We start from the raw sequence: 22,196 nt of genomic DNA, 5'->3' as shown, positions 1-22,196 counted from the left end.
CTAAATACGATGTGCCATTTTTAATTAATTCTGCATCGACTGTCTTAATTTAAAGCACCTCCTAGAATGCTAGACTTTCATCTATTCCGTCTTCTTCCTGAATATAACTGCGGATCATCTCAACATCGCCTTCATTTCGTACAGTCACATTGACTTGTGGGCGTTGTGTTTCAATGCCGGATTGGATGTCTGCATCCACTGTACTGCGTAGCTCACGGTTGAAGTTTCCAATCTGACTATCTATATCAGCGGTAGTCGTTAAGTCCGGTGCAAACGAGTTTGTCATATCCCTAGCTACATCTGTTACTGCACCAACTGCCCGATTTGCCATGCGGTTAATACCGATTTCCAAACCTTGCATAGTGTACTCACCGAATGAACGGAACACACGTGATGGAGAGTTAATTCCAAGTAAGTTTTTAGCACCAGCAATTGCATCACCGACTACAGATTTAGCTGCATTTACTGCTGCACCTGCCATACTTTTTATACCTTGTATTAAACCGCTGATTAAATCAGCACCAACACTTACCATATTGCCTACAAACCCTGCAATAGAGGACACGATTTGACTTCCCATTGAAACTACTGCACTCACTGCCTGCGCTCCGCCAGAAACGATTGCGGACACGAATTGAGCCATTGCAGAAACAATCGTAGATACGATTTGAGAACCAAAGGATACAATAGCGTTAATTCCTGAAGCTATAAAACTTGTTATTGTGCTTAACGCACTAGCCGTTCCACTGGCAATAGAACTCACGAAATTAGCCATCGCACTAACGATTGTGGAGACAATTTGCGCTCCAAAACTGATGATTGCACTGATTCCAGATGCGATGAATGATGCAATCGAGCTAATCGCACTCGCTAAACCACTTGCAATACTGGACACGAATGATGCCATTGTTGAAGCGATACTACTGATGATGCTTGCACCAAAGCTAATGATGCTAGAAATCACGTTCGCTATCCACGTTGTAAAGTTTGTAAATGCTGTAGCGAGATTTGTCGCAATTGCAGTTGCAAACTGAACTAATGCTGTTGTGATTGTGGTCACTAGATTTACACCGAATTGTATAATGCTTGTTATGACATTAGTTATCCAAGTGATGAAATTATTGTATGCAGTCGTTAAGTTAGTCAAAATTGCAGTAGCGAATTGAATTAATGCATTAGTAATAGTAGTCACTAAATTTATTCCAAAATCGATAATACCTGTAATTATGTCAGAAATCCATGTTGTAAAGGCGGTTTTAGCTTCAAGTAATTTTGTGAGAATAATTAAACCAAAAGCCATTAAAGCTGTTCTTATACTTTCTACAACTCCAGTTCCCCACTCAATAAACGCTGTAATAACTTCTGAAATCCAAGTCGTGATTGCAGTCCAAGTTTGAGCTAATCCTTCCGTAATGATCGTAACAATCGTATTCCAAGCTGCTTCAAATATTCCCTGTCCTTGTTCTCTAAATTGATTAAAAGTTTCAATGATTAATGCAATTCTTTCTTGAATGAATGTGGTCACGAACTCCCAAACTGAGTTGACAATATTTCGAAATCCTTCGACATTCTGATAAAGAGTAACAAAGGCTTCAGCTAATAAAAGTATTCCAGTTATAACCCATCCTACTGGACCTAATAGCATAGAAAGTCCTCTACCTAGTAGGGATATTACCCCTCTAACTAAAGTCCCTATCTTTAAAAATCTGAATAAAGTAGCTATAAAAGGAATTAAAGTTTCTTTTACAAATATGAATGCTGGAGCTAATATCATCAATATACCAGCTAAGGTTGTAATTAACCCTACAATCTGTGCAACAATTGGATTCGCTTTGAATAATTCAGATATCCATCCAGTAATTGCAGTCACAACATTTAATACAATCTGTGCAATCGGTGCCATGGCAGTTGCGAAGTTGACAACCATCATCACGATGTTTCCAATCAAACTTACTACAGTTGGTCCATTAGTTTGGATATAGTCGATAAACTTTTGGAATCCGTCTGATTCCTTAATTGTGGACGACCACTCTCTAAAGCGTTCCATCATATTTTGTAATCCATCTAAAACTGTCGAGCTGTTCTCACCGAATGCAGCGAATAAATCGATAACTCCTAGGAAAAAGTCACCAAATATCTTACCAATCTTAGGCATATTCTCTTGAACATATGCTATGAAATCATGAAAACCATTCGTTTCTGCCATTCTTGATGCCCACTCAGCAAATTGAGTACCTAAGTTATTGAAACCCTCTGCTACCCATTCAATTAAAGGCATTGCGGCGTTGACCATATCAATTAAGCCTTGACCAAACCGACCAAGTCCACGAATGATGTTCTCAAAAACTGCTGTACCTTTTGAGTTCATATTGTCAAAAAACCTAAGCATTGTCGGAGACTCTTGCACGAATGCTTTCAACTCATTTGTCATTCTCGTCATGGAATCGACCACTTGGTTTATGAATGGTGTTAGACCTTCCAATGCGAATTGAGCAGCGTATATTGCTTGACCCATTTGCATGAATATCTTGTCGATGTTCTGATCAACTATTCCATTCCATACAGATTTAATGCTTTCTAAAGCTCGTGTAAATGCACGAGATGCTTCAGTTGCTTCAAAAGCTTCATCATTGTATCTAGCAAGTACAGATGCAACCAAACCACCGTATGCAGCAGCACCAGCAAATGCTATACCAACTGCACCGAGGAAACCTGCTAAATTACCTGCAGTCACACCAATTGCATTACCTAACGCCATTACCGCTGATGTTAGACCTGCAATAATCGGTATTAAAGCACTGAATGATGCAACCAATGTTCCACGTACCATGTTTCCTAGTACCGTTCCTACTGCAGATATCATCTTCGCCAGTCGCATTAACTCATGTTGGAAGTTATCGTTCATGTTGTCTACTTCTGTGACGAAGTTTCTTAAATTTTGTCTAGCATTTTTGAATCTAAGGACAACATTCTTTTCAATATTTTTTCGTGAAAAAATACGTGACATGGCTTCTGCTTGTAGCAATCCACGTCTGAAGCGACTAATGTCCGCATCAACTTCTACTTCAACTTCATCCTGTAATGCTGCTGCTTGAGCTTGCGCACGTTTCAACTTACGTTCAAAGTCTCTAATATCAGCTTGTATTTCAGCTACAAACCTTGACACATCATCCATCGCTACACTCCTTTCTTATTTATCTATTTTGACTGTTTTTTATCTAACCAACGTTGCAATGCTCTTTGTTGTACCATTCTTGTGGCACGTGCATGCTTACGTTTTTGTTGTTTTTCATACTCATAATCAGATTTAGATTGATTAATCAGCGCACGTTCTTCTTCAATTTTCTTACTGATCTGCTTAACGTTTTTACCGTTGTTTAATTGAGCAAACATAATTGATTGTGTGCGCATATCTTCAAGTCCGTCTAACCGTCTATGCCTAGCACCTTTAATCATTTGTTCCCACTCATGTGGAGTGAGCAACTCTAATTCAGGTACGGGAATATAACCGATTAGCTGTATTGTTTTTTCGATTACATAATCAAAGTCTAAGCCTTGCTGTTGTACGGCGGTTTGCCTGTTATTTCTTCGTACAGTTCCTTGAACAGTTCCTTGGATTCCTCCGCCTTCTTCTTCTCTTCTTGATTTTTCGTTTGTGTAGAACGTTCCATCATAAACCATAAGGTCTTTAATTTTCCCTTATAGTAACCGCCCTCATTTAATAAGCGTAGTGCACCCACAAAATAAGGTTTTAAATCCTCTTTTTCTGCAATATCTTCAATTGCTAGAGCGATTTCTTCAAAAGATGGTTGCTCTTTTAGGTAATGTGAAGTCGCACTATGCCAAAACTCAATCAGTTTATCTGGATCTTGTTGCATCAATCCCATAAAAATTGAAGTGACACCATCTGTTTCTAGCTTCTTACCAGTTTCTTCATCTACTTCACTTGTAGTATATTTTTTAGCAGTCTTACCAAATAAATAAGTACCTTTTGCTTTAAAAATCTTGTCATTAATTCTGATTTCAGTAATTGATTCAGTCATGTTATACAATCCCTTCAAAATAGATAAATAAAAAAGAGTGGCAAACGCCACCCTTGTATTAAATGTTCTGTGATTCTACTGTTTCTAAGTTGCCAGTTTCTTGACCGATAGTTTCGTAAGCAACTTGTCCAGCAAGTGATGGATCTAAAATCTCATCTGGAAGTTTAGGTTCTTCACCATCAGCTGAGTTCAATTTAACTTTGAGTGATACTTCGATGTTATCTTCTTCATCATCTACTGATAACGAACGTGATTCAGGAATCACATAAGCGAATGTTGAATTGTGTACAGCATTCTCACCATCGCCAATCAATGTGTTATCGATAATCCAGAATCTCATTTGACGACCATGTTTACATGCTTCTTTAAAATCTCTATCAGCCGTAAACGTAGGGTCATACGGGAATGTTACTGATATTGTTTCTTCAACAACACCGCCACTCCAATCTTTGCGGTTACCTTTGATTGATTCTCTTAGTTCATTTTCCATTTCATGAGAAAACTCGCTAGTACCTGTTAATACATAATTCTCTGCAGTTGCTTGTGAAGTTGGTACATTTGCAGGAATTCCTAGTAAAGTCCATTTATCTACTGCCATTTAACTCATCCTTTCAAATAATAATTTGTGGCGAACCGTATAAACAATCCTCAAAACACCATGCGATGTTTTATTGTCTATGTCGTTCATCACTTGTTCGTTTGATAGTCTTACTTTTGTTATTTCATAACCGTCTAATGTAAACGGCTTTTGCTTTGCGTAATACTTCAACATTCTTAATAACTCACGACACTCAGGTTTGCCATCAGCGTATATGTGCATTTGTACAGCAATATCCTCATACATGCCTGTTGATGATTCAGACTCGATAACGTCCGTTTCCCCAAGAATGGCATAAGGCTTCACTAAGTCCATTTTCATGCCGTCGTATATACCAGTCACTTTAGCTTTAAAAGGTGACTGCAATAAGTGGTTAAACAGTGCATTGTATAAATTGTAATGTGCTGACACCCAGTTGCTCATTGAGCCACCTCCTAATTGCTAAAGTAGTTTTTGAAGTACAATCGACCACGGTCAACTGACGGGAACCAAAAAGGTTGTGCGACCATACCGTAAGTCGTGTACCATTCACCATCGTCGCCTTTATATGACCACGGAATTTTCTTAGCACGTGAACCACCTGGTCCCTCTGCAAAAATTCCTGTTCCAAATTCAACGTACGCACTGTACGATGCACCAGACTCTACTTCTGCTTTCAAGCCACCTTCTTTAATGCTGTGACCAATCATTTGTTTTAAGAATGAAGTGTCTACAGGTGCTCTAGAAGATGCCTCAGTATCAATCAGTTGTGCAGTCTCAGCCACACCACGTTTCGTCTGTTCGATTGTTTTATCGCTAAAGGCTTGTAATGCTCTTGCTAAGATATTCCTAGCCATTAGCAAGCCTCCTAACAGGTGCAGAAACTATCTCATGTTGTCCGCCTTGATCTTGTAAATCGCCCACAAACTCATAGAGTTCACCATCGTAAATAAAAACGTCTAGACGAGTAATATCCGCACCGTAAGGCACGTACAAAACTCTATCTAGACGTATATCTAAACTATGGTAATTCGCTTGTTGTGAGGTGCTAGGTGTGTCCATGAACGCTTTTAAATCATGAGCCGATGTGTTTATCACTTCTTTTGGTGGATAGACTGTGTCGTCCACAATACGCTCTGTACGCTCGACTGTGATTGTGTGAGGGAATTCATTTAAAGACATGGAATCTCGCCTTCTTCCGCACCATAAACCTATCTAGTAGGCTCATTAAGTGTTTAGGATACGTATCATCATAATCTTTAAATGTGTAGCTCACAGTACCCATAGAACGTGATTTGAGATTACCTTTCACATCCGCCCGTTGGTTATGCTCAATAACTCCAGCAATAAACTTGGCAATTGCAAAAGGATAGTTCTCAAAGCCTTCCATGTCATTATTTGTGATGTACTTTACATCTTCTAAGATGTCTAGCACATCTTTTTCAAACAATGGAACGTTGTTATCGGGTATTGCAATATTATTTGTTTCTAGTATCTCTCGCACTTCTGCTATAAGAGTCTGTGACATCTAATCACTCCTCTTCTTTTTTAGTTGCTCGCTTACGTGTTTGTTTGACTTCTTTGTAACCTTTAGGCGCATAGACTACTCTAAACGCCTTTTCAGTCACCTCTAATTTTTTGCCATCTTTTTCAATCTTCATACAATCACTCCTGTGTTTTATTCACCAGTTGTTTCTGCTGGAGTTAAAGCACCAAATGCATCAGGTTTAACGTTCATGAACGCTACATGCATTGTTGCTCTTAGTGCGAACATGTCACGCTCGAATAGAGATACAGGTTGACCAGAAGCATCATCTGCAGCAAGTGTAGTTAATGTCGCATCTTCTGATACAGCGTACTCAATACCTTGAAGGATACCGTATCGTGCATAATCCCAATCTCCGAACAATGCTTGCGCTTGGTCTTTGTCGAATGAAGCGCCTTGCGTATAAGCGATTGGTAAACCTAGTAACTCATTAGATTGTCCGTCGAATAATGGACGACCGTTAGTGTCTACTTCTCCGCGCATTTTTCCACGGAATGAACGAGTAGTAAGAATACCATTCGGATCGTGGTCATTTTCTTCAATCAGTGAGATAACACCGTTCGCATCCTCGTGCAAGTTACCAGTGTCAGCAATCACGTTACCTTCTTCTGTTGCACCAGTGAAGATTGCTTTACCTGAATCACCGTATGGTGTGTCTGTGCCAAATAGTGCAGCAGCATCAAATTTCTTGTAGAATGTTTCTGCAATAAGTGGTGCAACTTCGTTGAAGAAGTCTTTTGCTGTGTAGCGTAAGAACTCTTTAGAAAGTGGAATGATGACACCAACTTTCTTCGCTTCCATTTCCGCTTGTAGATACTGTGGTTTTGAAGTTTGAATGCGTTCTGTCTCAGATACCCAGTAAGCGCCTAAACCGTCTGCTAGGTACGTGAACGTCTTTTTAGGTGCAGTCATTTCTTCTGCTTTCGCTAACTGCATCACTGATGAACCTCTCATAATATCTTTTACAACTAAGTTACCTTGTTCCTGTGGGATAAATCCTGTTTTCGCATCCTGTAATAGGACGTTATCAGGTGTGTAATTAGGTACTGCCATAGTTAATCGTCTCCTTTATTGTTTGTTTCTAATATTAATTTCTTCAGCCATTTCTTTGAATGATTGTACTTTTGGTGTAGAGTGTCCTGCACCATCTTTGACATCTCTGCCATTTTCTTTGAACTTCTGTTCAACTTGCGCTTGTACAGTTGCATCGAGTTTCTCTTTAAACGTGTCTAAATTAGCACTTGTCGTTTCTTCGTCATCACCGATGAAAAAGTTGACTAAATCAGTTGGCAACGACTTCTCTTGCGCTAATTTAATCGCTTTGTTTTCAAGCGTTGTACGTTTTGCTTGCTTGTCACGATTCTCTAATTCTTCTTCCAATTTACGAATACGTTTCTGTTCCTCTGTCTCCTCTGGATTTCTTTTTGCAACTTCCTCATCCACGATAGTTTGTAAGTTGTTGTCTTTCCAAGTTTGTAGAGATTTCGAGTGATAACGATCTAAAATCGGTTGGAGAATTTTCTTACCTTCGTCTGTATCTAAATAACTTCTTACGTCATCATCAGATACCGTCTTGAATTCATTTATTACAGACTGAACATCTGAGTTACCTTTGTTCTCTTCTAAATACTGTCTAACTTCCTGTAAATCCATAGCGATTTACTCCTTTCAACCACCATGTACGGTTAAGTCCATAGTGTTTGCATAAATTTACGTAAAGATACGCATTAAAAATAGACGTAAGTTTAACGTCATTGTCTAATGGACGAGCTGTATTTACAGCTATTAAGATATGCTCACTTTAAACATGAGCGACCACCTCCTTAGTGAGTTTTAGTGCTTGTATTAATAAAGCATCACTCCCTTCAGTGGTCCAATCTTTTGCTATTTATAATCTCTAACTGTATTTCGAGCATTTCTTTTTCTTCTTCAAGTTGCTCTAGTGATAGTGTGTTTAGATATGAATCATATGCTTCTTCTAGGTCATATACATGCATCATAAAACTTATAGTGCCTTCGTAGTTACCTAAATCCATCGCTATTCACTCCGTTCGTTGGCTATTTTCTTCTATAAACCAAATCCTCGTTATCTGTATAAATAGCTTCAACTTCTAATTCAGGAACTTTAACCCATACCTTATAAACTTGTTCTAAGATTTCATCTTCTGCATAATAAAAAATCATATCTTTTTCATCATTAAAAACTGGCTTACCTACTGTGTTAAGTTTACTGGCAAATTCTTTAGCTTCTTGCTGTTCAAAAAATATTTCATCATCAAACTCGTGGGAAAGATATTCGTATTCGTTATTATCTTCTGTAACTATCTCCACGCTCGTGTTTTGAATAGCTTTGTTCAAATTCTTAACTGCTTGTTCCACTTCTGACATATCTAGTTTTGCTTTTAATGTGTACTTCACCATTACTTGTCACTCCTCACAATAATTATTGTTCCATCAAACGGATTTTTAATAACATAATCACCATTTGATAATTCTTTAGGCTCAACTTCGATAATCATCTACATCACTCGCAATCCTGATTAAAATAATTAGATTTATCACAATAAAAATAAGCAACAAACCCTGAAAGTAGTTGCCTTGAATCATTACGTTAATTGCAGATATTAAGCTAAGGACTGCCATGAGTAACAATAAGACCGTAGCTTCATTCCATACCATGAGATTTAGCCCATTCCTCGTACGTTTTGTACTCAATTAGACTCGTACTACCATCTTCATTCCTTGCACGTCTAGCGCTCGGCTTTTGACCGTTCACAAGGTACAACTTCTTACATCTGCAATTGATATTCTGTTTCGCACTATCCACACCGACTAATAGACCAGGTGCCTTACCTGTAGAGAATCCAACTTTGAAATTACCATCTTCATCTTCCGTCTTACCGTCCATTTTGCGGTGAGATGTACGAGTCCTTAAATCAAGTGTTGCATCCCAATAACCTTTTAGTCGTGCACCATTATCTTTCGCAACTTGTGCAGCATCTTCTGATGACTTGCTCATTGAGCGATGTCCTTCTGTTCTCGCAACCAGTCTAGCTTGTCTAATGCTCAAACCTACATCTTGATTAATTGACTGTGCAATCTGATTGTATCCATTACCTGCTAGAATACCTTGTGCGATATGTCCCCTTAGCTGTTCGAGGACTTTTCTACGATGTCTTTCAAAAGTCGGTGCTAACTTAATTAAATCAATCGGTTGTGCAAGTGCATCTTGTATAACTTTTGTACTCGGTACAGTAAAGCTCATTTGTATACCTGATGTCTGTTCATACATGTACAAACTTCGCATGTAGTTGTTCAAGTAGATTGATGTTTGACTGTAGATAATTAGATTAATAATCTCTGAGTAATCACCTTGTAGTAATTCTTCGATGCGCTCCATTTCTTTCTTAAACCGATTATATTTATTAAACTCAGTCCACGTGACGTGTGGATCATCATGCTGATACTTTGATAACATTTCTGCCATAGTTTGCTTGATGTATTTCAAACGCCTAGCGAGTATCTTTTCTGTTTCACGTTCAGCTTGTGCGATGAGACTATCAATCTTCTTGTCTATCTGTTCCTGTGTCATCATTGCCAGTCACCACCAGCTCATCATTCATTTTTTCGATTTCGTTTTCTGCATCTTCAATCAAGTTAGATAAATCATAACGAGAAGAATCTGAAATTTGACCGTTTAACGTACTTAATACTTGCGCTTCTTCTAACTTGTTGACTGGAATGTTACGTTTCCATTTAAAACTCACGTTTAAATAGTCTAAATCACCGCCTGTGCGCTTGTTCTTACGTTTCCAGATGCTATACAACACTTTGAACTGATAGCGCAGTGCAGCCGTCATCTTACGCTCAAATGTGATGCATTTATTCTCTAGTGCCATTAACTTCAAATGCATACCAATCACGGGTACATTGCCGTTAAACTCATTGCTATTAAAGTTGACCGACTTCGCAAACCGCATGATGTTCTTCTCTAGTCTGTCTAAGTGATTCTCAATCATCGTGTCATTAACATCTTTAGTTAGGTACTTCACATCTTGCTTTTCATCGTATAGTTCAAATGCACCAGACTTCTGTAGGTCTTGAATTTCATCTGAATCCATCCCTAGTCCACGTAACACCAAGTAGGCTAGACGAGTTTGACTGATTTCTGACGATGCATCTGATATCGCTCTGTCGTAACCATCAATGAGTGATAATACTCTTTCAGTATCCCCAATCAATTCTTCGTTGTTAGGTACTCCAAAGAGTGGATTGTAATCAGATAAATGTGGTTTTCTTTCTCTGAGGTGCATACTACGCTCTCCACCAACAAAGGTGTGGTAGTATGTATCGTCATAGAATTCAGCATGCCAAACGTCTTCTTGTTTACTCTCATCTCTTACTGGATAGTAGTGCAAGCTATATTCAGGCTCTGACATATCTTCGCCTAAAAACATTACATTATATGGTTTAAGGTTTTTAATACGTTCATTACCTTCTGTATCGATATAGATAATTCTTGCAGCATAACCACATATCGCAGCCATCTTACCAAGCTCAGAGTCTTTATCTGGTGCATTGTTCATTAAGCTAAACTGTTGAATAAGTTTCGTTTCTTCGTCATCTTCATCACGATAGACAATCGGCACACCATGCATGTAACCAACACGTGTATCTACAATTTCTACATCAAACGCATTATTGAGTTTGTTATTCACAAACTGATCAATACGCTTCACGTTTCCACCTGTTTCGAAGTCCTCATACTGTTTAACGGGATCATGTCTGAATACAGGAATCGCATCTTGTTTCGCTTGATAGCGTTCATATAAGTTATACATACGTCTACGATTATCTTTATTTAATTCAATCATCTGTTCTATATGTTTTGGTTGTACACCATTTTTTTTAATGTCGTCTATTAGATCTGGTACGTTCATTTAGGCACCTCGTTTCATTTTGTCTTTTTTACGTATGCGTTCCATGCTATAGCGCAACGCATCTAAGAAGTGGTTATATTCATCGATTGGCTTATTGATTGGTTCATCGTATTTATTTGTATCCCACACGTAGTTAGACAACTCATTTATTGCATTCACACATCTAGGATGTACAAATATGGTGTACTGTTGAATATACTGAATACCATTTTTAATGCTGTCTGGACCTTTCTCAGCTCTTGCTACCTTACGTAAGCCATACCGCCTTAAATCAACTATAGACTTAGGTTCTGCGCTATCTGCGATGATTAATTCCTTGCCATAGCCTTTTTCGATTACTCTTTGAGCAATTTCATCGTTAAGCAATGCTTTCTCGTAGAGTTCATCAAAGATGTATAGCTCTCTGTTAGGTATATCTACTAAGGCACAACTCAATGCTGTTTCATCGTTCGTAAATCCAAAGTCCATTCCAAAAGCGGATACGACACCTGGGCGCTTACTGATTTCATTTGTATCAAACAGTCGTTCATGCCAGTTTTCGTATATGCCACCTTCTGCAATGCCCCACTCACCTAAACCTTCTATCTTGTAACGTCTAGGTGATTTCACTTTCATTTCTTCAAACAAGGATATATCTGCATCATCTAAGAACTCATTGCATAAATAGTTTGTTGTCTTAGTAAATACGTTCGGACTATCGGATTTAAAGAATCGCTTATTTAACCAATGTTTTTCACTCCACGGGTTAAACGTCAAAGTAATTTGTTTGAACAATCCGCCTGTATCACCGCGGATTGACATATCTATCTTGTTGAAGTCATCTTCTTTTCTTACCTGGAACGCTTCTTCAAACCAAGCCCAACACAGATAGCCGTGTTCGACTGTGGCGGATGTCACACTCATTGGATCATCAAGCCCACGGAAAAGTATCTTTTGACCTGTAGAACGTCTGACGACTTCCAAAGGTGATACTTTCCAATCGAACTCCTCATAAGCGCCTAATTGTCTTGCAGCCCATTTCAATTGTGAATAGGTACTATCTTTATGGTCTTTAAACACCTGCCTAATCACGAGTAAATTAGCTTTAGGGTGTTCAATTAATCTAGATATAAAATTAAGAGCGGTTGTAGTAGACTTCTTACTACCACGACCGCCCTTTAATACTCTGTATCTTTGTGTATTATTCCAGAAGTCCTTATACCCTTTACCGACAACATCTTTTAAGTGTATTACTTTACTCATCTAAATCATTCACAATCGTAATTCGTTCTGTCGTATCTGTAATTTGTTTATCAGTCCACATTGCATACCGTTTACCGAGTAACTCTGCAGCTTTGGTTCGTTGAGCGGTATCAGAACGTCTTTCATGTCGTTCAACTTCACTCACGAAGTCGCCATTAGGTACAAGTATCAATTCTTCATCACTCTGTTCACCACGCATGACAGCCGTGAGATACTCCATAACTTCTTGAGCATCTGCTGTTCGTTCATTCTTCATTTCCTTTAAACGTTTGTCTTTATAGTCTTTGATACTACCTTTTTCTAACAATTTACTTGCGTTAGTTCTAGCATAATTTTCACTATACCCAGCATTGATCGCAGCTCTATAAACGTTGGCATGAATGATATATTCATCTACAAATCTTTTCTGTTTCTCGTTCATTTCATCTACCACCAACTTTCACGTTAATTACTTAATTTATTTTGCTTACTCAAAACCAACGGCAACCTAAAAATTATATGAGTGAAGTGAGAGGTTACTCGTTGGTTTTCAACAAACAAAAAGACACCGATTAGGGTGTCTAATTAATAAATTTATTTGGTTTTGGAAAATCGGTATAACCAACTTTCATTATCTTCCCTATCTTTTCCATCTTCTTGATTTTACCTATCTTCTTCATTTTAGGTATAAAGCTTTTTTCTTTATTATTAATTTTACTTTCTTTAGTTATTAACCTGTTGTCGTTCATTATCTCACCAAGATACATACCATCAGAACCAAAAATCTCATTATTCTTGTTAATTTTTCCTACATGATAACCTTCATGCGTTCTTAACTGGTCACCTTCAATATAACCGAAGTAATCGCCTTCCCAATTCCATAAATGTTTTGTCATTATATCTCCCCTATCAATTGATATCTCAAATATACCAAATAAACCGCCCTTTCGGACGGTTATAATCAAATATATGAGGGAGGACTCACGGCAATCTGATATAATAGAAATCAGCAGGGACTAGGCGATACCACTTCGTAGAATTATTTGGCATAATGCCAGGAGGTGGTACTTTATGGCTTGTAGAAAAACAACTTCTCATACTAGAAAAGCCGGTCGTACTTTAGCATCTAAAGGATCCTCAAAATCCGCCAAAAGTAAGGCTGGAAGAACTCTAGCAAACCATAAAGAAAAACATCACTAGACTTTAATTATCGTTGAAACATCACGAAGGAGCTTAGCTCCCTTGCTTTTTTTCGTTTAACAATGTTCTTTTGCCACCCCGTCCTACCTCCCATTTTACAGTCAAAAATAGTAATCCACATAACTTTTCCAGTTTGTCCAGTTTGTCCAGCTTTACTAATCCTTTAATAACTCGCATACTTCGTCTAAAACTTGATGAACACGAGACTTCGATATTCCCAATTCAAACGCTATTCTTCTGTAGGTCAATCCATTCAATCTCAGATTAAAGACAAGTGCCATACGTTCATCTACAATGCGATCCCATCTGTTCTGGATGTACCTTACTTTGTTTTCTAATCGTGTTATTTCCTTATTCATTTTCTTTCTTCTTAAAACATCATTCTCTACAGGATTGCTATTCATACCTTGTGCTTTAGGCATGGCTGATTCAATTCCATATTGAGCAGTAATACCTCCACCAATTTCTGATTGATATTGTGAATTTAATTCTTTTAATCTAGAGATGTAATACGGATAATTATTAATCAATTCCATAATATTCTCGGTCGTATATTTAGTCGCATAACTCATAAATCATCTACACCTCTTTTAAGTAGTCTAACGGTGTGCCTGCACCTGTTTTTATTAACGTGGCATGTTTGGTCATCCATTCATATGGAATGCTCTTACGGTCTACTGTGCGCTCGTATTCAAGGTATTTATCAATGGTCAGTCGATAACACTCTTTGTAATCAGTAAAGTATATGATTAGGAAAGCTAAGTGTCCGAGTTCGTGTACTTTCTGTAAGTAATTCTTTTGGTGTTCAGATACATTATTAAACGGAAAACTTTTCTTAGCGGTCTGCTTAGCATCAAACGCAATGAATGGTCCATTGTTGATGCATCCGATGTAGTCTACAGTACTTTTTTGTTTATAGAACGCTTTGCCTGTTCGTGTGTTGTAATTGATTGGTGTTGCCACCTTATCCACCAAAGCAATATTCTTATTCTTATAAACAATGTTGGTGCGATCAATCACATCTTCGAGGAACTTCCCTCTGTTAGCGTATGTTCGTTGCAATCTTTATCACGTCCTAATATCTCTCTCACTTTCTCAACAATCGTCTTATCTCCATTGGTCTGTTCCGTCGAACCATGCACTACCGATACACCTCGTCTGTACTACCAAAACCATTCGTTCCCCTAGCACTCTGACTATCAAATTGGTTGACAACCTCCAACTGTGGAAGCTCCACTTTTTGAACTACTAACTGTGCTATTTTTTCGCCTTTCTTAACAAGATAGTTCGACTTGTTCAATGTATCTGCGATGACACCAATTTCTCCGCCATAACCACAGTCCACAGTGCCAAGAATCACTCTTAGATTCGTTTTAGATGACTTACCAGATCGTGGACGAATCTGTCCTTCATAGCCTGGTGGAATGTTCACTGCAATACCAGTTGGGATAACGATCGCATGAGTGTAAGTGATTAAAGTGTCCTCACTAGCGTATAGGTCTAAGCCTGAATCGTGTGTATGACTTCTAGTTGGCAATGTCGCTGATTCAGAGAGTTGCTTAATCTGTAGTTTATTCAAAATTTACCCACCGTCCTTTTATTCCTTCAAAATTCTTTTCCATTTGTTTTGCTGATAATATGAATCCTTTTTTCGCACTTTCAAACGCCAATTCAAGCTCACTTGGTCTATAATCCATATTCACAACATGGTGTCCGTTCTCTATTCTGATGTGATAGTCTTTCATCATCTTCTCCTCCAAATTTCAATTAAAATTCCAATTCCGAACGATAAAATAAGACCGACCATTGAACCTATTACTGTATAAATAACTATGCTCATGAGATAGTCATTCATTCCCTTCCCCTCCACTTGTTTATAATTGCGTAACCTAACATACCTACCAGCGTAACTAGACAACCGACGAACAGACTGAATAGTACAATGAGTTCGAGTCCGATTTGTGTCATCGTTCACCCTCCCCTGGCACATTCTCTTTAATCTCTTGTTTCAATTTTTCACTAATCTCATCATCAGAAATTATTCTGTACTCTAAATGCTCAATCTGTTCAGTTTTTTGTGAGTGTTCTTGTTGTAAGTCCCTGTAACCATATTTCATAACTTCATGCTCCTCGTACAGCTCGTCATACGCTTTCTGTAAGGCTTCGTAGTCATCTAGTAACACTTCGTACCTAACGTCATCTGTATGGTTCTGTACGGTGGTTAAAATGAGGACTAAGAGGATTGCTGCGATGACTATTCTGATTAGTAGATTCATGCAATCAAACCTTTCTTTTCTTTCGGTGAATCAATCCTTAATATATATTCTGTTTCAGTTTCACTCGCATTGATGAGGTGGTCAGGCAACTTCTTTTGAATCGTCCTAGCCACTTGAAAGATGAAGTGCCTGTTGTATAAGTCTTTGCTATATCTTTTCTCTGATGGAATCGCTAATTTATGCAATATGGCGTAGATTTCGCCATTGATTAAGTTTTGTGTGGTTTTCATTTTGAAATCACGCCCAGTTCTAACATTCTTATTATTCTTAAAGGACTAGGTTGATTCACACCACGTTCCCACCTGGAAACAACACTGTCACTCGCAGGAGGTTCAAAAAGTTTTCCAAATTCACTTTGTGTTAGTCCTTTTCTTAAACGAAAAGATTTAACTTCATTTCCATAACTTTTAGTATTCATACACTCATCCTCGCCTCCACTTCCTTCGGTATCACTTCTAAAAGCTCACGATCTGCGATGAATTGTTTGTACTCTAAATTACTGAGATAAAGTATTTCTTTATTTCTCTCCAACAAAACAGATACTGGCACTAGCTTGTAACCTTCTTCAATCGGTATGGCAGTGTATAGATAATTCTGATTAGCGTTGTACAGTCGCTTACGGTACTTGAAGCCTAACTTTGATTCTGTAAATAGTTCGAGTTGTTGCATCATAGCAAGTCCTCCAAAGTCACTTGTTCACCAGCTAATGAATTAAGCCGCATATTGTCCTTGTACTCTTCAAAATCTTCTAAAGGTATAAATGCATTAGGATGGTATTGATTCTCGTTGTAGACCACCTTATATCCATTCTTAGCCTTATCAAAAGTGGCCGTACCGATTGGTTCGATTTCATCTCTATACAAATTCAATACTTTAGCCATCATCCCCACCCCTTGAAGCACTGATCAAATAAGTGCTTGCTATACTTAGACGGATTCCATTCAACTGGTGCAACAGGTCTAGTTTTGTATACTTGAATCTGTTCTTTACGTTCCTTGACGGTTTTTGGTGCATATTTCTCTTTTATCCCTTTACGTTGAATCACTGTCTCACCTTCCAAAACTATTAATTTTTTATGCAAGTTGCGTTCTTCCGCAACATTTGATCGTATAAACTTTAAAGTCTGTAGAGTCTCGCCACTGACTTCTGCGATTTCATCTAAAGTGCCAGTTGCGATAAATCGTTCACCAATGTAGAAAGCGAATACTTGCTCTTTAGTACCAACTTCACGCATTGTATAGCGTTCTGTAGGCTTTCTGATTAATTTAGTGACATAACCTTGACTACGCCCAATTTGTTTTGCAATCTCACTTGTTGAGCCTTCCATCAACAAACGTCCGTTATCATAAATTTCAAATATTCTCGTTTTCCTTATTGCTCTACTCATGCCGTTCACCTTTCTTTAAAACGCTAACGCTTTGACATCTTCAACCTGGTAACCCATTTCATTTAGCTGTTGTACCATTTTCTTCGGATACACCATTGGCGTTTGTGCGTTTATTGAGTTGTAGTATTTAATACGTCCTATCACTTCAAATACTTCTTGATTGCTTATGTTCTTACTCTTCTTCTTTTTCTTATATTTCCTTACAGGTGTACTAACTGCTTGTTCTACAGTCCAACCAATTTCTAGTCTCCACTGAATCAATCCATCACTAATACCGATTGCATTCGCTTGTTCACGTTGCGTTTTGGTGATGTGATTCCCTTTATAATTCATGCCACCTGTATAAACTAGCGGTGCCTGGGTAATTGCTCGTTCTACTTCCCAACCAGAGTGCAACCGATTAGATAACGTTTTATCTTTAATACCGTTCGATTTAGCAATTAATCGTTGTTTCTTGCTCAAATCTCGTAAGCCCGCCATCGCTATCCCTCCAAAGATGCACTAGTACGTCCGCTAATTTGCTTCTCACAGTCGATTGTGGCTTGCTTAATAAGAAATCTATCCAACCTTCCCCGAACAACTCCAAAGCGCTTATATCGTCTTTTGTGATGGTCTCACGTCGTTCCAATTTTCCTGCCAGTGCCATCTCTGGACTGACAGGTAAGTCTAATTCAGTTAGTCGCATAATTTTATCCTCCGATTCGGTAGTCTTTACCGTTTAAGATGATAGTGTCTTTACGGTTCATCATCCTTGTAAAGATTTGATTCATCTTCATAGACTTCTTAAAGTCCTTACTTGAATAATTGGTCGTGTAGATTGTGCTTTTATTCATTCTTGCATCTGTAATTTTGTACAGTTCTTTCGCTTCCCAGTTATTCTGTTCAGCGTTCACTTCATCAAGTATTAATAAATCAGCATCTCTTGCCATATAGTAAATGCCGTCCGTTTTACCGCCTGTATCTTTTGATGTGGTCACCATCATGTCGAAGTAGTCCGCAAACTTGATGAATAGCACCTTGTAATTTTCTTTAATGAGTGCATTTCTAATGATTGCTGATAAATATGTTTTTCCTGTACCAAACGAGCCTTGTATAACGAGGCCTCTACCGTCTTTTAACTTGGTATCAAAATTACTGATATAGTCTTTAGCAATATCTATTGCTTTAGCTTGCTGGTCTGTTTCGATTTTTAAGTCATCAAACTCAGCATTCTGATATTCAATATCAATCACAGATGCATTGATAAACTTCTTAGCATTTAAGTCATTTTGTATTGCGTTGACCTTTTCAGTTGCTTTACATATACAGCCAGTTATTGTGGTTTCTTCTGTACCATCTTGAAAGTACTTTGTAAGTTTCTTTAACGGTCGTTTGCAGGTTTCACAATTCTCACCAGTAAACTCAACTTTTGAGTCTTTCATTTTGGCGTACTGCATGTACTGTGCTAATTCCATTTACTCTAACCTCCTAGAAACCTAAGTTTTTATACTGTTCTTCTTGTTCTGGTGGTAGTTCGTGAGTCACTTGGTTTTTATATTTATTGACCTTACTTCTGTTTTCATGATGTTTTATATCTTCAACAGTTTTTAAGTTATGACCTTTCCAGTCATTCAATATACTTTTGTTGTACTTCCAGTTCTTTACTCCACGTTGTCTAGATATATCGATAGATAGTTCAAGTACACTTTCAAAGTCATCGAAGTAGTTTTTGTAGTATTCAATATCTTCCATCATGAATTGAGTAATAGAACCAAAATAATTTTCTAAGAGCGTAGCAGCCGAAGATGGTTTTTGCTGTTCTTCCTCTAACCTATCCTTACCTAACCTATCCTTACCTAACCTATCCTTACCTAACCTATCCTTACCTAACCTATCCTGTGTATCCCGTTGGTGCACCACTGGTATACCATGTGTCATACCAACCTCATAACTCCCGTTCTTAAGCTGTTTTAACTGTTGTTTTTCTTCTTGATAGACTGTTTCGTTGTAACGGTCTGAGCGAATATAGTTATGGATTTTCCAATCCTTTATAACGACAACTCCACTTTCAAATGGAATCAAAAATTCTTTGCTCAAAAGTATTTTTAAATCATCATCATTTGCACCAACCATTCGTTTTATTGTCTTAACATTTCCGATAAATCCATCATCATCAGCACTCATATTTAAGTGGAAATATAAGCACTGAGTAGACATCGGCATATCTAAAAATGTATCGGTTTCAGTGATTCTTTTACTGAACATTCTGCGTTGAGCCATTACTTTCATCCTTTCTTAAAATGGCAAATCATCATCCTGTACATTTACTGGTCCTTGATTATTCTGGAACGGATTATCTTCATAAGATGGTTTGCTACCTGTAGTCTGCCTTGCTTGATTGCTATAGTTTTGTTGATTATTATTCGGTTTTGAATTCTCACTCTTTGAGTCCAGGAATTGCACCGATTCAGCAACTACTTCAGTTACATATACTCTTTGTCCGTCTTTATTCTCGTAATTACGAGTTTGTATTCTGCCATCTACTGCGCATTGACTACCTTTCGATAAATATTGATTCACGTTCTCTGCTTGCTTTCTAAAGCAAACGATATTGATAAAATCTGCACCACGCTCACCATTCTGATCTGAGAATCGTCTATTTACTGCCAAATTGAAGTTTGCAACTGCTATATCTGATTGACTGACCCTTAATTCAGGGTCTTTAGTCAATCTGCCTACTAATACAACTCTATTGAGCATCTGTTGCACCTTCTTCTTGTGGGTAATCCGCTACGATTTCAGGCATATCTACATAGCTATCGTCATCAGGTGTGATGTCTTTGATATTCTTACCTACTCCTTCGTCGTGTGATACTGCTTGCTGCATCTCGACGGATACAGGTAGGTATTTCCACATGTAACGAATGACTGTTTTCTTAGCCATTTCTTCGTAATCAGTCGCCCACGGAGAATACTTACTGTTACCTGCTTTACTTCTTGCTCTACGTTTTTCAATTTCTGACTTAGGCATATATTCAAATTGATAACCACCATCTTTAAAGTGAGCGACTGCATAAGCACCTTTGAATTGTCCTCTATCAGATTCAGCAGGCACATGTTTTAAATCGCTGTGTAAGCCAAGTTGATACTCGAATTCATCATTTTCATAAACTGCATGAGCATAAATAGATTGGATATGACCGGATCGTCTCGCTAAATCAATCATTCCTCGGTAGCCGATGATAAACGTAACGTCTGTCGTGCCCTTCTTATTGTTTCTGAATGGCAAGAAATAGCAGTGCCCCATTGGTCCTGGTTCTAGTCCTAACTGTGCAGATTGCATCACTGCGCCAAGTAGGCTCGATACATCAGCTTCTTTTAGCTGCGGTGTCGTTCTAATAACCGTTGTTGCCATTCTTGTCATACGTTCAATACTCATGTGTTGTGGTAATGCTTGCGCCATTGCTGGTGCCATTTGGTCGATATAGTCACCGATTGTTTTTGGTTTGTTGTTATTCGCTACTTCGTTCTGTTTTTGAGTTGCTACCTGATTTTTTAAAGATTCATTTGTTGCCATGATTATTTTTCCTCCTTGATTTGTTTGATTCTTAAAATTCTTGATTCAGTTTCTTTTGTGTATTTTTCTAGGGTGTCTTTGCCGTATTCTTCTTCGAGTGCTTTCTTGTCAAGTGTTCTTCTAGTCTGCGGTTTCCAAGTCACGATGTAATTCTGTGAAGCGCCTTTAGTACTGTGTTTCAAAGTGTCTTTCAGTTGGTTTTCATACTTAGATTGAAGCTCTTTCGTTTCTTTAATTGATGACTTGCATGATTCAATCGCACGGATTAACGTATCTGCATCTTCTGTAAGCTCAACTTGTTCATCATCTATATCTGAATACATATGATTAATGAAACTCGTCATTGCGCCACTACCGTCTATTTCAGGTATTACATTCGCTAATACATTGTTATTCCAGAAGTCATATTCGGCTTCAATAATGATGTTGATCAGTTCGTCATCACGTTCGATTTCTTTCCAAACAAAGTTATTTCCACCGATTAGCACTGCTATATAGGCTTTCTCATAGCCTGTGACAGCTAGATAATGTTGTACCTGGCATAAGTACTGTGCAGGCACATCATCGCCTTCCCACAGTTCTTTGTTGTATTGGGAAGTGGTTTTGCATTCGAGTAATGCTTTTTCTCCAACGACTACTCTGTCTAAATTCGCTAACATAAAATCGTGTTTAGGATGTCTTAGCATACGGTTATCTCGTCTAACCTTTTTACCAGTACGCCTTTCAAATTCTTTAGCGACTACATCTTCAAGAATGTTCCCGAAGTGGATATAATCGTTATCGATATCTTGTCTAAGTTCAGGATTGGTCTTTTCAAGGAATAACTGAGCTTTTGACTTCCATTTGTTTACTCCAAGAATCGTTCCAGCATCTGAACCACCAATGCCCGTGTTACGTTCTCTAAGCCATTCTTCATGCGTTAAGTCTTTTACATTTAAGAGTTCTGCCATGATTTCACTTCCTGTGTTAAAATATTGTTATAGTATTTTTTCTTAACGACTGGTCTGCCAACTGGTCGTTTTTTCATGCACTTAGGCACTTCATTCTCTAATTCTTCGATTGTTACTTTAGTACTCTGCATCGTCTAGCACCTTCTTCAACACTAGATATGCTCGATTAGACACATCCCCTTGTGCATGTAGTTTTAATAGTTTCTTCTGTGCGTGTTTGACCTTGTCTTGCACATCTTCAAAATCACGTTCAACTTCATGTAACTCGTCGCTTAGACTACTGATTTCTTCTTGAGAATTTTCCAACTCAACGTTCAAATTGCCATTTTCTTCGGCTAAAAATTGATTAGTTGCAAACATTAGAATCCCACTTCCTCTGTGCCATATATCTCTGCGTAAGCTTCATCTGCTACAGGGTCTACAAAATGCGTTTTGATTAACATTGCACCTACAAATACGACTGCTAGAATCAGTGAATAAATCAATTCTTTCTTCATCTC

The 22,196-nt window shown here is 38.1% G+C and carries 38 protein-coding genes; 1 reads left to right on the top strand and 37 read right to left on the bottom strand.

Annotation, left to right across the window (positions count from 1 at the left end):
* Nucleotides 1-61: 61 nt before the first annotated feature.
* The 18 genes from H624_RS12200 to H624_RS11615 form a co-directional block, all read right to left on the bottom strand.
* Nucleotides 62-3,175, bottom strand: a complete 3,114-nt coding sequence (locus H624_RS12200) for a phage tail protein (RefSeq protein ID WP_051220486.1) — start codon at nt 3,173-3,175, stop codon at nt 62-64.
* A 23-nt stretch (nt 3,176-3,198) separates the two neighbouring features.
* Nucleotides 3,199-3,456, bottom strand: a complete 258-nt coding sequence (locus H624_RS12195; RefSeq protein ID WP_051220485.1) for a hypothetical protein — start codon at nt 3,454-3,456, stop codon at nt 3,199-3,201.
* 92 nt (nt 3,457-3,548) lie between these two features.
* Nucleotides 3,549-4,043 carry a tail assembly chaperone gene (locus tag H624_RS0105120; RefSeq protein ID WP_026866627.1) on the bottom strand — a complete coding sequence of 165 codons (495 nt, stop codon included), beginning with the start codon at nt 4,041-4,043 and terminating at the stop codon, nt 3,549-3,551.
* 58 nt (nt 4,044-4,101) lie between these two features.
* On the bottom strand, nt 4,102-4,641 hold the full coding sequence (locus H624_RS11630; protein WP_051220484.1) for a hypothetical protein: 540 nt from the start codon (nt 4,639-4,641) through the stop codon (nt 4,102-4,104).
* Nucleotides 4,642-5,064, bottom strand: a complete 423-nt coding sequence (locus H624_RS0105110; protein ID WP_026866626.1) for a DUF3168 domain-containing protein — start codon at nt 5,062-5,064, stop codon at nt 4,642-4,644.
* 11 nt (nt 5,065-5,075) lie between these two features.
* Entirely contained in the window at nt 5,076-5,477 is a 402-nt protein-coding gene (locus tag H624_RS0105105; RefSeq protein WP_035856131.1) for an HK97 gp10 family phage protein, read from the bottom strand.
* Nucleotides 5,470-5,802, bottom strand: a complete 333-nt coding sequence (locus H624_RS11625) for a hypothetical protein (protein WP_051220483.1) — start codon at nt 5,800-5,802, stop codon at nt 5,470-5,472. The genes H624_RS0105105 and H624_RS11625 overlap by 8 nt, the downstream gene beginning before the upstream one ends.
* Nucleotides 5,789-6,148 (bottom strand): head-tail connector protein, encoded by a 360-nt coding sequence (locus H624_RS12575; RefSeq protein ID WP_026866624.1) that lies wholly within the window; start codon nt 6,146-6,148, stop codon nt 5,789-5,791. The genes H624_RS11625 and H624_RS12575 overlap by 14 nt, the downstream gene beginning before the upstream one ends.
* A 4-nt stretch (nt 6,149-6,152) precedes the next feature.
* Nucleotides 6,153-6,281: a hypothetical protein gene (locus tag H624_RS12915; RefSeq protein ID WP_281170729.1), complete on the bottom strand. Its 129-nt coding sequence runs from the start codon at nt 6,279-6,281 to the stop codon at nt 6,153-6,155.
* Nucleotides 6,282-6,298: 17 nt separating this feature from the next.
* The gene (locus tag H624_RS0105085) at nt 6,299-7,219 is read right to left on the bottom strand and encodes a phage major capsid protein (protein WP_026866623.1); all 921 of its coding nucleotides are present in this window, start codon (nt 7,217-7,219) and stop codon (nt 6,299-6,301) included.
* Nucleotides 7,220-7,234: 15 nt separating this feature from the next.
* Entirely contained in the window at nt 7,235-7,819 is a 585-nt protein-coding gene (locus H624_RS0105080; RefSeq protein WP_026866622.1) for a DUF4355 domain-containing protein, read from the bottom strand.
* A 212-nt stretch (nt 7,820-8,031) separates the two neighbouring features.
* Nucleotides 8,032-8,202, bottom strand: a complete 171-nt coding sequence (locus H624_RS12570) for a hypothetical protein (protein ID WP_156889144.1) — start codon at nt 8,200-8,202, stop codon at nt 8,032-8,034.
* Between the two features lie 22 nt (nt 8,203-8,224).
* Nucleotides 8,225-8,587: a hypothetical protein gene (locus H624_RS0105070; protein ID WP_026866621.1), complete on the bottom strand. Its 363-nt coding sequence runs from the start codon at nt 8,585-8,587 to the stop codon at nt 8,225-8,227.
* Nucleotides 8,588-8,831: 244 nt separating this feature from the next.
* Entirely contained in the window at nt 8,832-9,758 is a 927-nt protein-coding gene (locus H624_RS0105055) for a phage minor head protein (protein ID WP_026866620.1), read from the bottom strand.
* Nucleotides 9,727-11,106: a phage portal protein gene (locus tag H624_RS0105050; protein ID WP_026866619.1), complete on the bottom strand. Its 1,380-nt coding sequence runs from the start codon at nt 11,104-11,106 to the stop codon at nt 9,727-9,729. Before H624_RS0105050 ends, H624_RS0105055 begins: the two co-directional genes overlap by 32 nt.
* Entirely contained in the window at nt 11,107-12,348 is a 1,242-nt protein-coding gene (locus tag H624_RS11620) for a PBSX family phage terminase large subunit (protein WP_035856129.1), read from the bottom strand. It lies immediately after the preceding gene.
* Entirely contained in the window at nt 12,341-12,769 is a 429-nt protein-coding gene (locus H624_RS0105040; protein WP_026866618.1) for a terminase small subunit, read from the bottom strand. The genes H624_RS11620 and H624_RS0105040 overlap by 8 nt, the downstream gene beginning before the upstream one ends.
* A gap of 139 nt (nt 12,770-12,908) precedes the next feature.
* A complete protein-coding gene (locus H624_RS11615; RefSeq protein WP_035856126.1) occupies nt 12,909-13,223 on the bottom strand; it encodes a hypothetical protein in 315 nt (104 codons plus the stop codon).
* Nucleotides 13,224-13,398: 175 nt separating this feature from the next.
* Here H624_RS11615 and H624_RS12910 point away from each other — a divergent pair, with 175 nt between their 5' ends.
* Complete coding sequence (locus tag H624_RS12910) at nt 13,399-13,527, top strand: hypothetical protein (protein ID WP_281170728.1); 129 nt, start codon at nt 13,399-13,401, stop codon at nt 13,525-13,527.
* 155 nt (nt 13,528-13,682) lie between these two features.
* On the opposite strand, the gene H624_RS0105025 is transcribed toward H624_RS12910, so the two are convergent.
* The 19 genes from H624_RS0105025 to H624_RS12550 all read right to left on the bottom strand — a co-directional run bounded on the left by H624_RS0105025 (nt 13,683) and on the right by H624_RS12550 (nt 22,193).
* A complete protein-coding gene (locus H624_RS0105025; RefSeq protein ID WP_026866617.1) occupies nt 13,683-14,099 on the bottom strand; it encodes a hypothetical protein in 417 nt (138 codons plus the stop codon).
* A gap of 7 nt (nt 14,100-14,106) precedes the next feature.
* Nucleotides 14,107-14,589: a Holliday junction resolvase RecU gene (locus tag H624_RS0105020; RefSeq protein WP_026866616.1), complete on the bottom strand. Its 483-nt coding sequence runs from the start codon at nt 14,587-14,589 to the stop codon at nt 14,107-14,109.
* 79 nt (nt 14,590-14,668) lie between these two features.
* The gene (dut, locus tag H624_RS0105015; RefSeq protein WP_026866615.1) at nt 14,669-15,109 is read right to left on the bottom strand and encodes a dUTP diphosphatase; all 441 of its coding nucleotides are present in this window, start codon (nt 15,107-15,109) and stop codon (nt 14,669-14,671) included.
* On the bottom strand, nt 15,099-15,275 hold the full coding sequence (locus H624_RS12565) for a hypothetical protein (protein ID WP_156889143.1): 177 nt from the start codon (nt 15,273-15,275) through the stop codon (nt 15,099-15,101). Before H624_RS12565 ends, dut begins: the two co-directional genes overlap by 11 nt.
* Nucleotides 15,276-15,491: 216 nt before the next feature.
* Nucleotides 15,492-15,803 carry a type II secretion system protein gene (locus H624_RS0104995; RefSeq protein ID WP_026866614.1) on the bottom strand — a complete coding sequence of 104 codons (312 nt, stop codon included), beginning with the start codon at nt 15,801-15,803 and terminating at the stop codon, nt 15,492-15,494.
* Nucleotides 15,800-16,033, bottom strand: a complete 234-nt coding sequence (locus tag H624_RS0104990; protein ID WP_026866613.1) for a hypothetical protein — start codon at nt 16,031-16,033, stop codon at nt 15,800-15,802. The genes H624_RS0104995 and H624_RS0104990 overlap by 4 nt, the downstream gene beginning before the upstream one ends.
* Nucleotides 16,030-16,221 (bottom strand): helix-turn-helix domain-containing protein, encoded by a 192-nt coding sequence (locus tag H624_RS0104985; RefSeq protein WP_026866612.1) that lies wholly within the window; start codon nt 16,219-16,221, stop codon nt 16,030-16,032. Before H624_RS0104985 ends, H624_RS0104990 begins: the two co-directional genes overlap by 4 nt.
* Complete coding sequence (locus tag H624_RS0104980; RefSeq protein WP_026866611.1) at nt 16,218-16,475, bottom strand: hypothetical protein; 258 nt, start codon at nt 16,473-16,475, stop codon at nt 16,218-16,220. Before H624_RS0104980 ends, H624_RS0104985 begins: the two co-directional genes overlap by 4 nt.
* Nucleotides 16,472-16,684, bottom strand: coding sequence for a hypothetical protein (locus tag H624_RS0104975; RefSeq protein WP_026866610.1), 213 nt, complete (start codon nt 16,682-16,684; stop codon nt 16,472-16,474). The genes H624_RS0104980 and H624_RS0104975 overlap by 4 nt, the downstream gene beginning before the upstream one ends.
* The gene (locus tag H624_RS0104970; RefSeq protein WP_026866609.1) at nt 16,684-17,190 is read right to left on the bottom strand and encodes a hypothetical protein; all 507 of its coding nucleotides are present in this window, start codon (nt 17,188-17,190) and stop codon (nt 16,684-16,686) included. Before H624_RS0104970 ends, H624_RS0104975 begins: the two co-directional genes overlap by 1 nt.
* Nucleotides 17,191-17,205: 15 nt before the next feature.
* Nucleotides 17,206-17,670 (bottom strand): hypothetical protein, encoded by a 465-nt coding sequence (locus H624_RS0104965; RefSeq protein WP_026866608.1) that lies wholly within the window; start codon nt 17,668-17,670, stop codon nt 17,206-17,208.
* Nucleotides 17,671-17,879: 209 nt separating this feature from the next.
* On the bottom strand, nt 17,880-18,644 hold the full coding sequence (locus H624_RS0104955; RefSeq protein WP_026866606.1) for an ATP-binding protein: 765 nt from the start codon (nt 18,642-18,644) through the stop codon (nt 17,880-17,882).
* A gap of 13 nt (nt 18,645-18,657) precedes the next feature.
* Nucleotides 18,658-19,434 carry a DnaD domain protein gene (locus H624_RS12675; protein WP_211220888.1) on the bottom strand — a complete coding sequence of 259 codons (777 nt, stop codon included), beginning with the start codon at nt 19,432-19,434 and terminating at the stop codon, nt 18,658-18,660.
* Between the two features lie 30 nt (nt 19,435-19,464).
* The gene (locus H624_RS0104945) at nt 19,465-19,929 is read right to left on the bottom strand and encodes a single-stranded DNA-binding protein (protein WP_026866605.1); all 465 of its coding nucleotides are present in this window, start codon (nt 19,927-19,929) and stop codon (nt 19,465-19,467) included.
* Nucleotides 19,919-20,746 carry a recombination protein RecT gene (gene recT, locus H624_RS0104940; protein WP_026866604.1) on the bottom strand — a complete coding sequence of 276 codons (828 nt, stop codon included), beginning with the start codon at nt 20,744-20,746 and terminating at the stop codon, nt 19,919-19,921. Before recT ends, H624_RS0104945 begins: the two co-directional genes overlap by 11 nt.
* A gap of 2 nt (nt 20,747-20,748) precedes the next feature.
* Nucleotides 20,749-21,696 (bottom strand): YqaJ viral recombinase family nuclease, encoded by a 948-nt coding sequence (locus H624_RS0104935; protein WP_026866603.1) that lies wholly within the window; start codon nt 21,694-21,696, stop codon nt 20,749-20,751.
* Nucleotides 21,681-21,827, bottom strand: a complete 147-nt coding sequence (locus H624_RS12555) for a hypothetical protein (RefSeq protein WP_156889142.1) — start codon at nt 21,825-21,827, stop codon at nt 21,681-21,683. The genes H624_RS0104935 and H624_RS12555 overlap by 16 nt, the downstream gene beginning before the upstream one ends.
* The gene (locus H624_RS0104925) at nt 21,814-22,056 is read right to left on the bottom strand and encodes a hypothetical protein (RefSeq protein ID WP_026866602.1); all 243 of its coding nucleotides are present in this window, start codon (nt 22,054-22,056) and stop codon (nt 21,814-21,816) included. Before H624_RS0104925 ends, H624_RS12555 begins: the two co-directional genes overlap by 14 nt.
* The gene (locus H624_RS12550; protein ID WP_156889141.1) at nt 22,056-22,193 is read right to left on the bottom strand and encodes a hypothetical protein; all 138 of its coding nucleotides are present in this window, start codon (nt 22,191-22,193) and stop codon (nt 22,056-22,058) included. The genes H624_RS0104925 and H624_RS12550 overlap by 1 nt, the downstream gene beginning before the upstream one ends.
* Nucleotides 22,194-22,196 lie beyond the last annotated feature (3 nt).

The organism is Jeotgalicoccus marinus DSM 19772 (genome assembly GCF_000425825.1).
Lineage (GTDB): Bacteria > Bacillota > Bacilli > Staphylococcales > Salinicoccaceae > Jeotgalicoccus > Jeotgalicoccus marinus.
This window is presented reverse-complemented; position numbering and strand designations above follow the sequence as displayed.

Coding starts and splice junctions, on each gene's coding strand:
- H624_RS12565 (WP_156889143.1), bottom strand. CDS start 15,275: ATGATGAAAGACTATCACATCAGAATAGAGAACGGACACCATGTTGTG.
- H624_RS12555 (WP_156889142.1), bottom strand. CDS start 21,827: ATGCAGAGTACTAAAGTAACAATCGAAGAATTAGAGAATGAAGTGCCT.
- H624_RS0105110 (WP_026866626.1), bottom strand. CDS start 5,064: ATGAGCAACTGGGTGTCAGCACATTACAATTTATACAATGCACTGTTT.
- H624_RS11625 (WP_051220483.1), bottom strand. CDS start 5,802: ATGTCTTTAAATGAATTCCCTCACACAATCACAGTCGAGCGTACAGAG.
- H624_RS0104970 (WP_026866609.1), bottom strand. CDS start 17,190: ATGAGTAGAGCAATAAGGAAAACGAGAATATTTGAAATTTATGATAAC.
- H624_RS11620 (WP_035856129.1), bottom strand. CDS start 12,348: ATGAGTAAAGTAATACACTTAAAAGATGTTGTCGGTAAAGGGTATAAG.
- H624_RS0104980 (WP_026866611.1), bottom strand. CDS start 16,475: ATGATGCAACAACTCGAACTATTTACAGAATCAAAGTTAGGCTTCAAG.
- H624_RS0104995 (WP_026866614.1), bottom strand. CDS start 15,803: ATGAATCTACTAATCAGAATAGTCATCGCAGCAATCCTCTTAGTCCTC.
- H624_RS12200 (WP_051220486.1), bottom strand. CDS start 3,175: ATGGATGATGTGTCAAGGTTTGTAGCTGAAATACAAGCTGATATTAGA.
- H624_RS0104985 (WP_026866612.1), bottom strand. CDS start 16,221: ATGAATACTAAAAGTTATGGAAATGAAGTTAAATCTTTTCGTTTAAGA.
- H624_RS0105080 (WP_026866622.1), bottom strand. CDS start 7,819: ATGGATTTACAGGAAGTTAGACAGTATTTAGAAGAGAACAAAGGTAAC.
- H624_RS12915 (WP_281170729.1), bottom strand. CDS start 6,281: ATGAAGATTGAAAAAGATGGCAAAAAATTAGAGGTGACTGAAAAGGCG.
- H624_RS12575 (WP_026866624.1), bottom strand. CDS start 6,148: ATGTCACAGACTCTTATAGCAGAAGTGCGAGAGATACTAGAAACAAAT.
- H624_RS0104990 (WP_026866613.1), bottom strand. CDS start 16,033: ATGAAAACCACACAAAACTTAATCAATGGCGAAATCTACGCCATATTG.
- H624_RS0104935 (WP_026866603.1), bottom strand. CDS start 21,696: ATGGCAGAACTCTTAAATGTAAAAGACTTAACGCATGAAGAATGGCTT.
- H624_RS0104955 (WP_026866606.1), bottom strand. CDS start 18,644: ATGGAATTAGCACAGTACATGCAGTACGCCAAAATGAAAGACTCAAAA.
- H624_RS0105120 (WP_026866627.1), bottom strand. CDS start 4,043: ATGACTGAATCAATTACTGAAATCAGAATTAATGACAAGATTTTTAAA.
- H624_RS0104945 (WP_026866605.1), bottom strand. CDS start 19,929: ATGCTCAATAGAGTTGTATTAGTAGGCAGATTGACTAAAGACCCTGAA.
- H624_RS12550 (WP_156889141.1), bottom strand. CDS start 22,193: ATGAAGAAAGAATTGATTTATTCACTGATTCTAGCAGTCGTATTTGTA.
- H624_RS12570 (WP_156889144.1), bottom strand. CDS start 8,202: ATGGATTTAGGTAACTACGAAGGCACTATAAGTTTTATGATGCATGTA.
- recT (WP_026866604.1), bottom strand. CDS start 20,746: ATGGCAACAAATGAATCTTTAAAAAATCAGGTAGCAACTCAAAAACAG.
- H624_RS0105105 (WP_035856131.1), bottom strand. CDS start 5,477: ATGGCTAGGAATATCTTAGCAAGAGCATTACAAGCCTTTAGCGATAAA.
- H624_RS12195 (WP_051220485.1), bottom strand. CDS start 3,456: ATGATTAAAGGTGCTAGGCATAGACGGTTAGACGGACTTGAAGATATG.
- H624_RS0105040 (WP_026866618.1), bottom strand. CDS start 12,769: ATGAACGAGAAACAGAAAAGATTTGTAGATGAATATATCATTCATGCC.
- H624_RS12675 (WP_211220888.1), bottom strand. CDS start 19,434: ATGTTCAGTAAAAGAATCACTGAAACCGATACATTTTTAGATATGCCG.
- H624_RS0105055 (WP_026866620.1), bottom strand. CDS start 9,758: ATGACACAGGAACAGATAGACAAGAAGATTGATAGTCTCATCGCACAA.
- H624_RS0105085 (WP_026866623.1), bottom strand. CDS start 7,219: ATGGCAGTACCTAATTACACACCTGATAACGTCCTATTACAGGATGCG.
- H624_RS0104975 (WP_026866610.1), bottom strand. CDS start 16,684: ATGGCTAAAGTATTGAATTTGTATAGAGATGAAATCGAACCAATCGGT.
- H624_RS11615 (WP_035856126.1), bottom strand. CDS start 13,223: ATGACAAAACATTTATGGAATTGGGAAGGCGATTACTTCGGTTATATT.
- H624_RS11630 (WP_051220484.1), bottom strand. CDS start 4,641: ATGGCAGTAGATAAATGGACTTTACTAGGAATTCCTGCAAATGTACCA.
- H624_RS0104965 (WP_026866608.1), bottom strand. CDS start 17,670: ATGGCGGGCTTACGAGATTTGAGCAAGAAACAACGATTAATTGCTAAA.
- H624_RS0105070 (WP_026866621.1), bottom strand. CDS start 8,587: ATGGTGAAGTACACATTAAAAGCAAAACTAGATATGTCAGAAGTGGAA.
- H624_RS0104925 (WP_026866602.1), bottom strand. CDS start 22,056: ATGTTTGCAACTAATCAATTTTTAGCCGAAGAAAATGGCAATTTGAAC.
- H624_RS0105025 (WP_026866617.1), bottom strand. CDS start 14,099: ATGAGTTATGCGACTAAATATACGACCGAGAATATTATGGAATTGATT.
- H624_RS12910 (WP_281170728.1), top strand. CDS start 13,399: ATGGCTTGTAGAAAAACAACTTCTCATACTAGAAAAGCCGGTCGTACT.
- H624_RS0105050 (WP_026866619.1), bottom strand. CDS start 11,106: ATGAACGTACCAGATCTAATAGACGACATTAAAAAAAATGGTGTACAA.